Source organism: Agrobacterium sp. ICMP 6402 (assembly GCF_009498615.1).
Classification (GTDB): Bacteria; Pseudomonadota; Alphaproteobacteria; order Rhizobiales; family Rhizobiaceae; genus Agrobacterium; species Agrobacterium burrii.
Genome location: NZ_QSNV01000001.1, coordinates 199,956 through 213,884 on the forward strand (window position 1 = coordinate 199,956; position 13,929 = coordinate 213,884).

Annotated in this window: 16 protein-coding genes; 8 read left to right on the plus strand and 8 right to left on the minus strand. The window is 60.2% G+C overall.

Annotated features, from left to right (window positions below):
• Positions 1 to 9: 9 nt before the first annotated feature.
• The 3 genes from DXT96_RS00960 to glcF all read left to right on the plus strand — a co-directional run bounded on the left by DXT96_RS00960 (position 10) and on the right by glcF (position 4,180).
• Complete coding sequence (locus DXT96_RS00960) at positions 10 to 1,458, plus strand: FAD-linked oxidase C-terminal domain-containing protein (protein WP_153513227.1); 1,449 nt, start codon at positions 10 to 12, stop codon at positions 1,456 to 1,458.
• Positions 1,459 to 1,660: 202 nt separating this feature from the next.
• Positions 1,661 to 2,863: a glycolate oxidase subunit GlcE gene (gene glcE / locus DXT96_RS00965; RefSeq protein WP_153513228.1), complete on the plus strand. Its 1,203-nt coding sequence runs from the start codon at positions 1,661 to 1,663 to the stop codon at positions 2,861 to 2,863.
• A gap of 15 nt (positions 2,864 to 2,878) precedes the next feature.
• Entirely contained in the window at positions 2,879 to 4,180 is a 1,302-nt protein-coding gene (gene glcF, locus DXT96_RS00970) for a glycolate oxidase subunit GlcF (RefSeq protein ID WP_153513229.1), read from the plus strand.
• Here glcF and DXT96_RS00975 read toward each other — a convergent pair.
• Positions 4,177 to 4,836: an outer membrane protein gene (locus tag DXT96_RS00975; RefSeq protein WP_153513230.1), complete on the minus strand. Its 660-nt coding sequence runs from the start codon at positions 4,834 to 4,836 to the stop codon at positions 4,177 to 4,179. The two genes, glcF and DXT96_RS00975, sit on opposite strands and share 4 nt — an antisense overlap.
• A 263-nt stretch (positions 4,837 to 5,099) precedes the next feature.
• Positions 5,100 to 5,876, minus strand: a complete 777-nt coding sequence (locus tag DXT96_RS00980; protein ID WP_153513231.1) for a L,D-transpeptidase — start codon at positions 5,874 to 5,876, stop codon at positions 5,100 to 5,102.
• A gap of 238 nt (positions 5,877 to 6,114) precedes the next feature.
• Here DXT96_RS00980 and DXT96_RS00985 point away from each other — a divergent pair, with 238 nt between their 5' ends.
• The gene (locus DXT96_RS00985; protein WP_153513232.1) at positions 6,115 to 6,744 is read left to right on the plus strand and encodes a DNA-3-methyladenine glycosylase I; all 630 of its coding nucleotides are present in this window, start codon (positions 6,115 to 6,117) and stop codon (positions 6,742 to 6,744) included.
• Positions 6,741 to 7,184, plus strand: coding sequence for a hypothetical protein (locus tag DXT96_RS00990; RefSeq protein ID WP_153513233.1), 444 nt, complete (start codon positions 6,741 to 6,743; stop codon positions 7,182 to 7,184). The genes DXT96_RS00985 and DXT96_RS00990 overlap by 4 nt, the downstream gene beginning before the upstream one ends.
• A gap of 7 nt (positions 7,185 to 7,191) precedes the next feature.
• On the opposite strand, the gene DXT96_RS00995 is transcribed toward DXT96_RS00990, so the two are convergent.
• Entirely contained in the window at positions 7,192 to 8,235 is a 1,044-nt protein-coding gene (locus tag DXT96_RS00995; RefSeq protein ID WP_149898650.1) for a YeiH family protein, read from the minus strand.
• An 81-nt stretch (positions 8,236 to 8,316) separates the two neighbouring features.
• Between DXT96_RS00995 and DXT96_RS01000 the strand changes: the two genes are divergently transcribed.
• Positions 8,317 to 9,234: a LysR substrate-binding domain-containing protein gene (locus DXT96_RS01000; RefSeq protein ID WP_149898651.1), complete on the plus strand. Its 918-nt coding sequence runs from the start codon at positions 8,317 to 8,319 to the stop codon at positions 9,232 to 9,234.
• Positions 9,235 to 9,397: 163 nt separating this feature from the next.
• On the opposite strand, the gene DXT96_RS01005 is transcribed toward DXT96_RS01000, so the two are convergent.
• Genes DXT96_RS01005 through DXT96_RS01025 form a run of 5 tightly spaced genes read right to left on the minus strand, consistent with a single transcriptional unit; the run spans position 9,398 to position 11,528 of the window.
• Positions 9,398 to 9,772 (minus strand): DUF305 domain-containing protein, encoded by a 375-nt coding sequence (locus DXT96_RS01005; RefSeq protein ID WP_153513234.1) that lies wholly within the window; start codon positions 9,770 to 9,772, stop codon positions 9,398 to 9,400.
• 58 nt (positions 9,773 to 9,830) lie between these two features.
• Positions 9,831 to 10,235: a hypothetical protein gene (locus tag DXT96_RS01010; RefSeq protein WP_246670514.1), complete on the minus strand. Its 405-nt coding sequence runs from the start codon at positions 10,233 to 10,235 to the stop codon at positions 9,831 to 9,833.
• Between the two features lie 41 nt (positions 10,236 to 10,276).
• On the minus strand, positions 10,277 to 11,041 hold the full coding sequence (locus DXT96_RS01015; RefSeq protein ID WP_153513235.1) for a hypothetical protein: 765 nt from the start codon (positions 11,039 to 11,041) through the stop codon (positions 10,277 to 10,279).
• A 6-nt stretch (positions 11,042 to 11,047) separates the two neighbouring features.
• Positions 11,048 to 11,317, minus strand: coding sequence for a type II toxin-antitoxin system RelE/ParE family toxin (locus DXT96_RS01020; protein WP_149898654.1), 270 nt, complete (start codon positions 11,315 to 11,317; stop codon positions 11,048 to 11,050).
• A complete protein-coding gene (locus DXT96_RS01025) occupies positions 11,301 to 11,528 on the minus strand; it encodes a DUF6290 family protein (RefSeq protein WP_063947698.1) in 228 nt (75 codons plus the stop codon). The genes DXT96_RS01020 and DXT96_RS01025 overlap by 17 nt, the downstream gene beginning before the upstream one ends.
• Before the next feature lie 156 nt (positions 11,529 to 11,684).
• Between DXT96_RS01025 and hisS the strand changes: the two genes are divergently transcribed.
• Positions 11,685 to 13,268, plus strand: coding sequence for a histidine--tRNA ligase (hisS, locus tag DXT96_RS01030; RefSeq protein WP_153513236.1), 1,584 nt, complete (start codon positions 11,685 to 11,687; stop codon positions 13,266 to 13,268).
• 278 nt (positions 13,269 to 13,546) lie between these two features.
• Complete coding sequence (locus DXT96_RS01040; RefSeq protein WP_153513238.1) at positions 13,547 to 13,915, plus strand: VOC family protein; 369 nt, start codon at positions 13,547 to 13,549, stop codon at positions 13,913 to 13,915.
• Positions 13,916 to 13,929: the final 14 nt, after the last annotated feature.

Genomic DNA, 13,929 nt, shown 5'->3' on the forward strand with positions numbered 1-13,929 from the left:
AGGACGTACATGGAGGAGGGGGCGGTGACGCAGCCGATCAAGTTTCTGGAGACGCGTGCGAAGGTCGTCGCAAGCCGTGACCGCATCATATCCGACCTGAAGGATATCTTGCCGGAAGACTGTCTTGTGCACCAACCGCGCGAACTCGTGCCCTTCGAGACCGATGCTTTCGTTTCCTACCGCCGTCTGCCACTCGCCGTCGCACTGCCGAAGACGACGGAGCAGGTGTCAGCGGTGCTGAAATATTGCCACCGTTATGGCATTCCGGTTGTGCCGCGCGGCGCCGGCACCTCGCTGTCCGGTGGCGCCATTCCGCAGGAAGATGCGGTGGTAATCGGCCTTTCGAAAATGGCCTCGATACTCGAACTCGATTTCTATAACCGCACCGCACGGGTGCAGGCGGGCGTCACCAATCTCTCCATTTCCGATGCGGCCGGCGCGGAAGGCTTTTTTTATGCGCCGGACCCAAGCTCACAGCTTGCCTGCACCATCGGCGGCAATATCGGCATGAATTCTGGCGGCGCGCATTGCCTGAAATACGGCGTCACCACCAACAATCTGCTTGGCGTGAAAATGGTGCTGGTGGATGGCACGGTGCTGGAACTGGGCGGTAAGCACCTCGACGCTGACGGTTACGATCTGCTCGCCCTCGTCTGCGGCTCGGAAGGCCAGCTTGGTATCGTAACGGAAGCCACGGTGCGGCTGATCGCCAAGCCGGAAGGCGCGCGACCGGTGCTGTTCGGTTTCGAAACGTCCGAGGAGGCCGGCTCCTGCGTCGCCGATATCATCGGCGCGGGCATCATTCCTGTTGCCATCGAATTCATGGACAAGCCGGCGATCGAGATTTGCGAGGCCTTCGCCCATGCGGGATATCCGCTGGATGTCGGCGCGCTTCTGATCGTCGAGGTCGAAGGCTCCGAAGCGGAAATGGACGCCATGCTGGCCGATATCGTCACCATCGCCAGAAAACACGGCGTGAAGACCGTAAAGGAATGCCAGTCGGCCATGGAGGCGGCGGCGATCTGGAAAGGCCGCAAATCCGCCTTCGGCGCGACGGGCCGTATTGCGGATTATATCTGCATGGATGGCACGGTGCCGCTCTCCCAGCTTTCCTATGTGCTGAAAAAGACCAGCGAGATTACCGACCGGCTCGGTCTTCGCGTTGCCAATGTTTTCCATGCGGGCGATGGCAACATGCACCCGCTCATCCTGTTCAACGCCAACGATCCGGATGATGCGGCCCGCGCCGAGGAGGCGGGCAATGAGATATTGAAGCTCTGCGTCGATGCCGGCGGCTGTTTGACCGGCGAGCATGGTGTGGGTATCGAAAAACGGGATTTGATGCGCCATCAGTATGGCGAGGCCGATCTGGCCCAGCAGATGGCGGTGCGGGCAGCTTTTGACGAGGGGTGGTTGATGAACCCGTCGAAGGTGTTTCCGCTGGAGGGGAGGGAGTGATGGGTGTGAGGTTTGTGACGCTTACGGGTGTGGCTCCCCCCCCTCTGCCCTGCCGGGCATCTCCCCCTCAAAGGGGGAGATCGATATGCCGCGCTCGCCCGTTCCATAGGCAGGGTGCCATCCACTTGCCGATCTCCCCCCTTGAGGGGGAGATGCCCGGCAGGGCAGAGGGGGGTATCTCTTGCTCAAAGGCCTCCACCCCATGCTGACCCCCTACGCAGAAACACAGGCCGCCGATATCATCCGCGACCACGCAACCCGAAAAGCCCCACTGAAAATCATCGGCGGCAACACCCGCTCCGGTTTCGGCAACGCAGTCGCGGCAAATAATACGCTCTCTTCCCGCGCCATGAACGGCATCGTCTCCTACATCCCCGCCGAAATGGTCATGACCGTAAAGGCCGGCACCCCGCTCGCCAGCGTCGAAGCCGCCCTTGCTGAAAACCGCCAGATGATGGCTTTCGAGCCGATGGATCACCGCCCGGTCATGGGCACCGCAGGCGAACCGACCATTGGCGGCGTCTTTGCCGCCAATGTTTCCGGGCCGCGCCGTTATGTGGCAGGTGCGGCACGCGACAGCCTGCTCGGCATCCGTTTCGTCAATGGCAGCGGAGAGATCATCAAGGCAGGCGGCCGGGTGATGAAAAATGTCACCGGGCTCGACCTTTCGAAATTCCTCGCTGGCTCCTTCGGCACGCTCGGTTTCCTCACCGAAGTTACCTTCCGCGTTCTGCCGAAGCCGCAAGCTGAAAAAACCGTGGTCGTGTCCGGTCTGGATGACGAGGCGGCGACGCGCATCATGGCGGCGGCGATGGCTATGAGTGTCGAGGTTTCCGGTACGGCGCATCTGCCGGAAAATGTCCGTTCCCGTTTCATCAACGGCGCTCTGCCGGAAGGTCCGGCAACGATCCTGCGGCTGGAAGGGCTTGCCGCATCTGTGGAAGCGCGCTCTGCCAAACTCCTCTCCGTCATGGATAGGGTCGGGCCGTGGGTGCTGCTGGAGGATGAAGAGAGCAGTCTGTTATGGCGACAGGTGCGTGATGTCGCACCCTATGCCGGGCAAAATGCCAAACCGCTCTGGAAAGTCTCGGTCGCGCCGGCCGAAGGCCATAGGCTGGTCGGCGCCCTGCGCATGGAAGCGGGCATCGATGCCTTTTACGACTGGCAGGGCGGCCTTGTCTGGATGCAGATGGAGGCCGACCCCGAGGCGGATTTGCTACGCGGCGCCATCCGGGCGCTCGGCGGCGGCCATGCAACGCTGGTGCGGGCGAGCGATGCGGCGCGCGCCACCGTTGCCGCCTTCGAACCGCGTCCGGCGGCGGAAACCATCCTGTCGGCACGGATCAGGGAAAAGCTCGATCCGGTAGGTATATTTAATCCCGGCAAGATGGCCGGAACGATATAAAGGGCGGTCTGAACCATGCAAACATCCTTCACGCCCGAGCAGCTGGCCGATCCGCATGTGGCGGAATCTGAAAAAATCCTGCGCAAATGTGTGCATTGCGGCTTCTGCACCGCCACCTGTCCCACCTATGTCACGCTTGGCAACGAGCTGGACAGCCCGCGCGGCCGCATCTACCTCATCAAGGACATGCTGGAAAACAGCCGTCCGGCCGACCGTGAGGTCGTCACCCATATCGACCGGTGCCTGTCGTGCCTTGCCTGCACCACCACCTGTCCCTCCGGCGTGGACTACATGCATCTGGTCGATCATGCCCGCGCCCATATCGAACAGACCTATAAACGGCCGTTGATGGATAGGCTGTTCCGCAATCTTCTGGTTGCCGTCCTGCCCCATCCCACGCGTTTCCGGGTGGCCTTGCGCCTGGCCCGACTGGCGCGGCCCTTCGCAGGTCTGCTTGCCAAGGTTCCGGCGCTGAAACCGCTGCAATCCATGCTCGCTCTTGCGCCCGCTGCCGTACCTCCGGCTTCCGCTTCCGCCCGTCCGGGTGAGCGGCCAGCCGAAGGCGAAAAACGCGGCCGTGTCGCCATTCTGACCGGCTGCGCCCAGCCCGTGCTCGACCCCGGCATCAACGAGGCGACGCTGCGCCTGCTTGCGCGGCTCGGCATCGAGGTCGTGGTGCCGAAGGGGGAGGGCTGTTGCGGTTCTCTGGTGCATCACATGGGCCGGGAGGAAGAAGCGCTCGCTTCGGCGCGCCGCAATGTCGATGTCTGGACACGGGAGATGGAGAATGGTGGTCTGGACGCCATCATCATCACCGCTTCCGGTTGCGGCACCACCATCAAGGATTATGGCCATATGCTACGGCTCGATCCGGCCTATGCGGACAAAGCCGCGCGGGTCTCGGCGTTTGCAAAAGACATCACCGAATATCTCGCCAGCCTCGATCTGCCGCAAATGCAAAGCCAGGGACTGACGGTCGCCTATCATTCGGCCTGCTCCATGCAGCATGGCCAGAAGATCACGCTTGCGCCGAAGCAATTGCTGAAAGCGGCGGGTTTTACCGTGCGCGATCCGGCGGAGGGCCACCTCTGTTGCGGATCGGCCGGAACCTACAACATCCTGCAGCCGGAGATTTCCGACAAACTGAAGGCCCGCAAGGTGAAGAACATCGAAGCCACGCGTGCCGATGTCATCGCCACCGGCAATATCGGCTGCATCACGCAGATCGGAACCGGCACTGATATGCCGATCCTGCACACGGTTGAGCTGCTGGACTGGGCCTATGGCGGGCCGAAGCCTGCCCGGCTTTCCGCTTAGAACTTATACGCAACGCCGAAGTTCACCGCATTGGTCATAATATCGGTTTTCAGCTTGCCGCCATTGTCCATATCGACATCGATAAAGGAATAGGTGCCCTTATATTCCACGAAGGTCGACCAGTTGTCGGTGATGCGGTAGCTGAGGCCGGCCTGCGCCTGCAGGGTGGCGCCGCCCAGCTGGTACTCGAAGGTTTTGCCCGACGGGCGGGTGACTTCCACATGCGGCACGTTGATGCCGACGCCGGCGCCGACATAAGGGGTCAGGCGCCATGTCTCCAGCGGAAAGCGATAGAGCGCGTTCAGCGTCAGAAGGTTCAGGCCGTTGGTAAACTCGAAATGCGACCAGCCGGAGCGGGCAAGGGTCTGATCGTCGGCATAGACCTTGTCGTGGGTGTAATCGAGCGAGATACCGAAATTGTTGAGCTGGCCTTCCTCGAACCAGTAGGTGCCGCGCACGCCCCAATAGGCCGGGCTGGAAAACGACTTGCCTTCCCATCCGGCCCTGAAGTCCGGTCCGTCGGAAACCGTCACATCGCTGTGCGGGGCGCTTTGCCAGCCGCCATAGCCGGAAATTTCAAATTCGCCTGCGATGGCGGCAGAGAAGGAAACGCCGCTGAAGAGCAGGGCGCAGACAAATGAAGTATAGCGCGGCATGAAGAGAATCCAGATTGATATCAGAAATCCACCAAACCGCTTTTTGATAACATTTGAATGACAGAAACGAAAAACGGGCGGTCAGTTGACCACCCGTTTCAAGGCCGTTCCATCATCCCCCTGAGAGAGGTCCGGCGCCTGGCGTCCCCCGCCAAGTCTCGCAAAATCAATCTAGTAACGATTGTATTGCTCCGGGACAGCAATTCAAGCGTGATGCGCCGCCAGGCCGGCTGCGAGCCGGCGTATTAGCGGCACCGTTGCCGTCATATCACAATGACGGTGGTTCCGACGTTCACGCGCTCGAAAAGATCGGTGACATCCTCATTGCGCATGCGGATGCAGCCCGACGAATTGTTGCTGCCGATCGTCCATGGCTGGTTGGTGCCGTGGATGCGGTAAAGCGTGGAGCCGAGATACATGGCGCGTGCGCCCATCGGGTTGGCCGGGCCGCCTTCCATGAAGGCCGGCAGGTAGTGTCCCTTCGCCGCTTCGCGGGTAATCATTTCCTTCGGCGGCGTCCAGCTTGGCCATTCGGCCTTGCGGGTCACCTTGTGGGTCCCGGCCCATTCGAAGCCGGGTTTGCCGACGCCGACACCATAACGCCGCGCCTTGCCATCCGCCATGACGAGATAAAGGAAGCGGTTCGGCGTATCGATGACGATGGTGCCGGGTTTTTGAGTGGTCGGGTAGGTCACGATCTGCGGCAGGAATTGCGGTGCGATCTGCGTGCGCACTGGTGCGTTGGGACGCACGGCGGCATTCTGCACCCGCGCCGGACGCTGCGATGTGACGCCGGAGCTGGGGCGCTGCGGCATGGCGACCTGGCGCTGCTGGAAGAACGGCTGGCGTGCGGCAGGGGCGCGCGGATAAACCACCGGGCGCACATTGCCGCGGCCACCCAGCTGCGTGACCCATGGTGCGGAAAGGTCCGGGCTGACGACGACCGGCGGGCGCTCGCGATAACGCTCATTGGCCAGGGCGGCCGGCACTGCGAGGGTGGAAACGAGGCTCAGCGCCAGAAAAACGGACTTCATCGTCATCGGGTGGACTCTCTCTGCGGGATGCCGCAACAATGGAAATGGCGGGGAATATTGTCCCGCATTGCCGGACACGTTCGCACCTCGACGCCAGCGAATCGTAAATGGCCGTTCATTAAAAAGCCCTTGATTAGGGAAAGCTGGATTTAAGGTTAGCACCCGGTTTTGAAACGTGGTGAATGAGTGGTAAGTGCGCAGCTTCCAACGGTTACGGGCGGGAGCGGAAAAGGGTTGTTGCGGAATGAGTGAAGCGGGACTTGAAACCGGTGCGGATGGTCGGGTGCGGTGCTTCTGGCAGCAGGGGCTGGAGGATTACAGCCGCTATCACGATGAGGAATGGGGTTATCCCGTCACGGATGATCGCCGCCTGTTCGAGAAGGTCTGTCTGGAAGGTTTCCAGTCCGGCCTTTCCTGGTTGACGGTTCTGCGCAAGCGCGAAGCTTTCCGGCTTGCCTTCGCCAATTTCGAGTTCGAAAAAGTGGCTGAGTTCGGTGATGCGGATATTGAGCGCTGCGTTGCGGACAAGGGCATCATCCGCCATCGCGGCAAGATCGTTTCGACCATCAACAATGCCCGTCGCGCTTTGGAACTGCGCGATGAATTCGGCTCGCTTGCCCGATATTTCTGGGGTTTCGAACCCGCTGCCGCAGAAAGGCCGCAAAGGCTGGACTATGCGACGTTAAGGGCCAATCCCACCAGCGCCGCCTCCGTTCGCCTTTCCAAGGATTTGAAGAAGCGGGGCTGGACTTTCGTCGGCCCGACGACCGTCTATGCATTCATGCAGGCCATGGGTATGGTCAATGACCACATCGAAGGCTGCCATTGCCGCCAGCCGATTGAGGCCATGCGGCGGGAGTTTGTACGTCCATGAAGGTAACCTCCCTGCTTCTGGCTTTCACCATGACTGTGGCCGCCGTGCCGCATCCGTCCTTTGCGGAAAGCCGCAATGTCGACGGTATCTGGCTGGATGATGGCGAAAGACTGAAGGAGGTCGCGCTGCCGCCGTCCGGACCACTGACGCTGGATGGCTGGACTCGGCGCGGACGTGGTGATGTCTATCGCCTGAAAGTGAAAGCCGGGCAGACGGTGAAGATCGAGCTCGCCGCCTCCAGTGAATTCGTCCTGATGGCGGTCTTCGATTTTTCGACACCGGATGAGGATGCCATCTTCTTCAGCGATTCCGGCGGCAAGATCGCCACCTTGACACCGAAGGCGGATACCGAATGGCTGATCCGCCCGACACTCATTCTGGGGTCGCCGCGCCGTGGGCTCGGCGCGCATTACACGTTGACGGTCAGCACCGGAAAATAACGTCGCCTCAGATTGTCTGCGTCAGCATGATCAGGCCAAAGCTCAGAACACCAAGCAGCACCAGCGACAGGCTGGCGGCGAGGATGACCTTGCCGCCAGCATGGCGAAGGCTGCGGATATCGACAGAGAGGCCCAGTGCCGCCATCGACATGATGGTCAGGATATTGGAGAGCGAGGCGACCGGAGAAAGCAGAACTTCGGGGATAAGTCCAAAGGAACGGGCCATGATCATCAGTACGAAGCCGATGATGAACCACGGAACCATCTGCTGCAACTTCAGGCGTCCCTTGCCGGACTGGCCATGGATGACGGAGAGCGTGGCGATGACAGGACCCAGCATCAGGACGCGGATAAGCTTGACGATGGTGCCGGTCTGCACGGCCACGGCTCCAAGCGGGGCGGTGGCGGCCAGAACCTGCGGCACGGCATAAACCGTCAGGCCAGCGAAGATGCCATATTGGGTGGCATCGAGGCCAAGGAGTTGTGGCAGGAACGGCATCAAAAGCACGGCGACGACGCCGAGGACCGCAGTGAAGGCAATCGAAGCGGCAACATCTTCCGGTTTTGCTCCGATGGCGGGCGCGGCGGCAGCGATGGCGGAGTTGCCGCAGATGGAATTGCCGCAGGCGATCAACGTTGCAAGCTTGGGCGGCAGCCCCAGCATCCGCCCGGCGAAATAGCTGATGATCAGCGACAGTGCGACGATCAGCGCGATGCCACCGATCAGCAGCCCGCCGGCGCCCTTGAGAATGGCAAGGCTGAGGGACGCACCGAGAAGCGCCACGGCGATCTCAAGCAGGGTCTTGGCGCTGAATTTGATGCCGGCCGAAGCAACCGCCGGCAGGGACACCAGCGACCGCAGAAGCGTGCCGATCAGAATGGCCAGCACGAGATCGCCAAGCCATGCATGGCCTGCTAGCCGCACCTGAAAGCGCTCCGCCAGAATGGCGGCGCAGCTGACCGCCGCGCAGAGCAGGATACCCGGCAGAAGCGGGGTGAGCCAGCGAAGGGAAAACTGAAAGGGATGGGAGAGGGTGCGATGCTGTGCCATGGTCAGACAATGCCGCAGCCGCCTGTTTTATTCTATCAAATAATATGGCATATATTATTCGATAAAATCGAATGAAAAGCCATGACTTTTGAACAACTACGCATCTTTATCGCCGTTGCCGAACGGGAACATCTGACAAGGGCCGCCGAAGCCATCGGCCTGACAGCTTCTGCCGTCAGTTCCGCCATCAAGAATCTCGAGGCCTTTTATAATGTCGAGCTATTCCATCGCGTCGGCCGCAACATCGAGCTGACCGAAAGCGGCCGGGTGTTTCTGGGCGAAGCAAAGGCGACATTGGCACGCGTGCGCAATGCCGAATTGATTCTCTCCGAAATGGGCGGCCTGACGCGCGGCGAAATCACCGTCTGCGCCAGCCAGACCATTGCAAGCTACTGGCTGCCGCCGATCCTGATGCAATTCAAGAAACTCTATCCCGGCGTCACCGTCCGGCTCGACATCGGCAATACCAAGACTGTCACGCAGGCGGTGCTGGATGGTCTGGCGGAGGTCGGTTTCATCGAGGGCAGGATCGACGAGCCGGCATTGATGGTGCAGCCCGTCGTGTCGGACAAGCTGCTGGTCGTCACGGGTTCGGCCCACCCCTTTGCCGATGGCCGTTATCTAACCGCGCTCGACATGCTCTATGGCACCTCGTGGGTGCTTCGCGAACAGGGCTCCGGCACCCGCTCCGCCTTCGAGGCGGCGGTGCGGCAGATGGGGGTGGATCCGGGCGAGCTTTCCGTCATGCTGGAGCTGCCGTCCAACGAGGCGGTGGTGATGGCGGCGCGCTCCGGCGGGGCTGCGACGGCAGTTTCCGCCTCGGTGGCGTCGCTGTTTCTGCGGCAGGGTTTGCTGGTCCGTTCAGGTATCGATCTGCCCGCCCGAAACTTCGCTTTGTTGCGCCATAAGGAGCGTCACACAAGCCGGGCTGCCATGGAGTTGGAACGCCTCAGCCGGGCGGCATCGGAGGACTATAAGGCCGGTCTTGCGGGGTTGTAGGGCGTGGCAAACCTTCGCTCATAGCTCCAGTCATCTTATGGGCCAATGCCGGTGCCGATGGATTGAGCGGTTACCGCTTGTTTCTTCTCCCCGGCGGGGAGAAGAAACCTGCCGCGAGGCCGAAGGAGCGCCGTAACCAGCGCTCCTCCTTTAACAATAGCAATCACTTGCCCTTGGACTTCAGCCAGGCCTTCATCATGGCGATTTCGCCTTCCTGCGCCTTGATGACCTCTTCGGCCAGCTTGCGGATTTCCGGGTCCTTGCCATATTCGAGCTGGACCTTGGCCATATCGATCGCGCCCTGATGATGCGGGATCATGCCGCGCACGAAATCGACATCGGCATCGCCGCTGTAATCGATGGCCATATCGCCATGCATTTTCTTGCTGGCTTCCATGAAAGCCTTGGTGGAATCGGTTTCGCTTGCGGCACCCTTGGACATGGTGTGCCCGGCATGGCCGCCCGCTTCCTGTGCGAAAACGGGCATGGCGAATACTGCCGCGAAAGCGGCGACGAGCGTGATGGTCTTGATAGACATGGATTATCCTTCCTGTGTCTGTCGGATTTTTCGATGGATTAACTGGAAAAATCTGGCGTCAGGCGCGGGGAGGCGGCAGCGGCGGGGCGAAAGCCTTGCCATTAAAGAGAATGCCACGCTGCGGCTTGGGGTAGGCGAAGATCATCCGGCCAGCGTCGGCAAAGATCATTTGCGGAACCACAATCAGGCAGGCGGCGCAGGACCCGGGATGCGCAGCGTCATCGCCATGTGGGCAGCAATCGCCCATGCCCGAATTATGGGCTTTGGCTGTATCCTGCCCATAGGTCTCGGCACCGAGGTCCCGATTTCCGGTATGGTTTGAATGGCCATTTTCATGGTTCATCGCGGGTTGCGACGAAACGGCCATATCCGCGCTCACCGGCATGCTCATCGCCATCTGCGCCGGCATTGCACCGTAAAGCAGACAGGCAAGGAACATCAAAGTGCGGATCATCAGGCGCATGACACGAATTTACCGCGAAAATTGTGGAATAAGCATGACGTTCAGGTGAGTTCACGCGCGATGACGTGATGCACGATACGATAATCCCTGCTTTCCTCTCCAAGGGGGGCAAGCGGCCATTCCCATGCGGCTGGGGGTGCCGGAATATTGACGCCATGCAGCAGGTCTTCATGCTGGTGCAGACTGCCATTCTTGCCGATGATATCGAAGGATGTGTCGGTTACCAGACAGACCTTGCAGGGAAGCCCGGCCAGCGCATCAAGATGCGTCTGAATGAGTTTCGGCAGCAGATCGTCCGGCGCATTCGCGATTTTCTCCCGCTCCAGCCGATGGCGCGCGCCGGTGCCGATCTGTGACAGGAGGTTGGCCGATACCACGAAATCGAGATAGGGCACCCGCCGCAGGAAATCGAGCGGTTCCGGGTCTTTGCCGGCGATAATCTCGTCGAAGCCGGAAAGATCGCGATTGGCGACGCGCACGTTCTTTTTGGAGTTGAGGCGCAGCTTTGCCTGCACGCTGGCAAGATGCACCAGATCAACCAGAACGACGGTATCGAACATCGCCACCAGTGCATCATGAGGCACATCGCGCAGCAGGCCCGATCCCAGCACCACCGCCGTGCGCCGCTGTTTCAGCTTTCTGGCGGATTGCAGCACGAATTGCCGGCTGTTGTCCTCATGCTCCGCCCATGCCTTGGCGCAGCGGTTGGCGCGTGCCCACAGGTTGACGGAATACCGGATATGCGGCCGGAATTCTTTGGGTGTAACCGCGCGGGTGGCGGCATATTGCAGGGCTTCGAGGATCATGAATGCCTAACGGTAGATTTCACGGCGATGGCCGATTTCGACCACCAGCACGACCAGCTTGTGGTCCTGTATATCGCAGATGATGCGATAGTCGCCTACCCGGTAACGCCAATAATTGCCGAGTTCGGAGCCTTGCAGGGCGGCGCCTGTCTGACGGGGATTGTCGAGCGCCGCTACTCTTTCTTGAAGGAAAGCGCGGATACGCTGACGGGTCTGCGGATCGATTTTCCGCATCTCTTTCTGGACAAGAACATCGTATTCAATTGTCCAGATCACGCCAGAACTCCTCGGCGCTTATTACCTTTGATTCACCGCGCTGGATGCGCCGCGTCGCCTCTTCGGCAAGATAAAGATCTTCCATATCCTCGATATGCTTCTCGATCGCCTCGCGGATATAATAGGCGGAGGTGCGGCCGGTGCGCTCGGAAAGCGCTTTCAGCCGCTCATAGGTCTCATCCGGCAGGCGAATTGCCGTCTGTTTGCTCATGGCGTGCGTCCTTTCCGACTAAAATGGGATACATGCATCCCATATAGCACCGCTTGCCCCGTGCTGCCAGTAAAACCAGAGCCTTTGCGGCTTGCCGCACAGGGCTTCATCCTCTAATACACCGGCATAATTTCAGGAAAATATCGGATCGGCATCATGAGCGAAAAAGCAAAAAAGCCTCAGAAACTGAAAGCCCGCCTGCCGCGTGGCTTCGTGGACCGCTCGGCTGCCGATATCCATGCCACCAATGAGATGATCGACAAGATCCGCAGGGTATACGAGCTTTACGGTTTCGATCCGATCGAAACGCCGCAGTTCGAATATACCGATGCGCTCGGCAAGTTCCTGCCTGATAGCGACCGTCCGAACGAAGGCGTGTTTTCGCTGCAGGATGATGACGACCAATGGATGAGCCTGCGCTACGATCTGACCGCGCCGCTCGCCCGTCATGTTGCGGAAAACTTCAACGAAATCCAGCTGCCATTCCGCACCTATCGCGCCGGTTACGTGTTCCGCAATGAAAAGCCCGGCCCCGGCCGCTTCCGGCAGTTCATGCAGTTCGATGCCGATACGGTGGGCGCGGCCGGTGTGCAGGCAGATGCCGAAATGTGCATGATGATGGCCGATACGCTGGAAGCGCTCGGCATTGCGCGCGGCGACTACGTCATCCGCGTCAATAACCGTAAGGTACTGGATGGCGTCATGGAAGCCATTGGTCTCGGCGGTGAGGAGAATGCTGGTCGGCGTCTCAATGTCCTGCGCGCCATCGATAAGCTCGATAAGTTCGGCCCCGAGGGCGTGAAGCTGCTGCTCGGCCCCGGCCGTAAGGATGAGTCCGGTGATTTCACCAAAGGCGCGGGGCTGGATGCCGAAAACATCACACTTCTGATTGGTTTCCTTAAGTCCACAGTGAGCATCGGAAGTCATCAGATAGCGTACGCGAACAGTGAGCAGAGCGTTAATACAAAGCTGATGCCTCACGCGACGTTTCCATACGACGGCAACCGCTTGATCACGAATGAACGCTTTTCTGAGGGAATCGCGGAGTTGTCCACGATTCGGAGTTTAATTCACTCTGCTGGTTACGGCCCTGATCGCATCAAGATCGACCCCTCCGTCGTACGTGGCCTCGAATATTACACCGGCCCCGTCTATGAGGCCGAACTGACCTTCGATGTCACCAATGAAAAGGGCGAAAAGGTCGTGTTCGGTTCGGTCGGCGGCGGCGGGCGTTATGATGGTCTCGTGTCGCGCTTCATGGGTCAGCCGGTTCCGGCCACGGGCTTCTCCATCGGCGTTTCGCGCCTGATGACCGCCCTGAAGAACCTCGGCAAACTTGGTCAGGTCAAGCCGCTTGCGCCCGTTCTCATCACCGTCATGGATGGCGATGTGGAGAGCATGGGGCGTTACCAGCGCTTCACGCAGGCGCTGCGTGCCGAGGGCATCCGCGCCGAAATGTACCAGGGCAACTGGAAGAAATTCGGCAACCAGCTGAAATATGCCGACCGTCTCGGCTCCCCCATCGCCATCATTCAGGGTGGTGACGAGCGTGCCGAAGGCGTTGTGCAGATCAAGGATCTGATCGAAGGCAAGCGCCTGTCCGGCGAGATCGAGGACAATGCCAGCTGGCGCGAGGCGCGGGTGGCGCAGGTCAGCGTGCCGGAGGCTGAAGTGGTGGCGAAGGTCCGCGAGATTCTGGCCGCGCAGGCTGAGGATGTGCTGCGGGCGCAAGGCAAGTAACGTGATGCGCGCCGCTTACCCCCCTCTGCCCTGCCGGGCATCTCCCCCACAAGGGGGGAGATCGATCTGCGGCTATGTTCCGGTCATCTCGGTGCTAGAGAATAAGGCGGCGTTTGCGCTCCTTGCCGATCTCCCTCCTTGTGGGGGAGATGCCCGGCAGGGCAGAGGGGAGTATCTCGCGGCCCAGCCATCATTTTTTATTGTTCTTGATCGACGAGGCGGAATTTTCCAGAGAAGTGCCGCAATAGTTCGCCGCGCCGCCGAAGGGCGCTGAGGTCATGGCGATCCTTGCGCTCGATCATCTTCAACTGGCGATGCCGGCCGGTCGGGAAGACGAGGCGCGCGCTTTTTATGGCGGCCTGCTTGGCTTTGCGGAGCAGGCAAAACCAGCCAATCTGGCCGCGCGCGGCGGCTGCTGGTTCACCTGCGGCGCGATAAAACTGCACCTCGGCGTCGAGCAGGATTTCTCGCCAGCGCGCAAAGCCCATCCGGCCTTTGTGGTCGATGATCTGGCAACCTTGCGAAAAACACTTGAAACAGCAGGCTGCCATGTGGTTGAGGATGAGCCGCTGGAAGGGTATCACCGGTTTTATGTCCATGATCCCTTCGGAAACCGCATCGAAATGATGCAGCCGCTCGAACCGTGACGAAAAGTACCGTT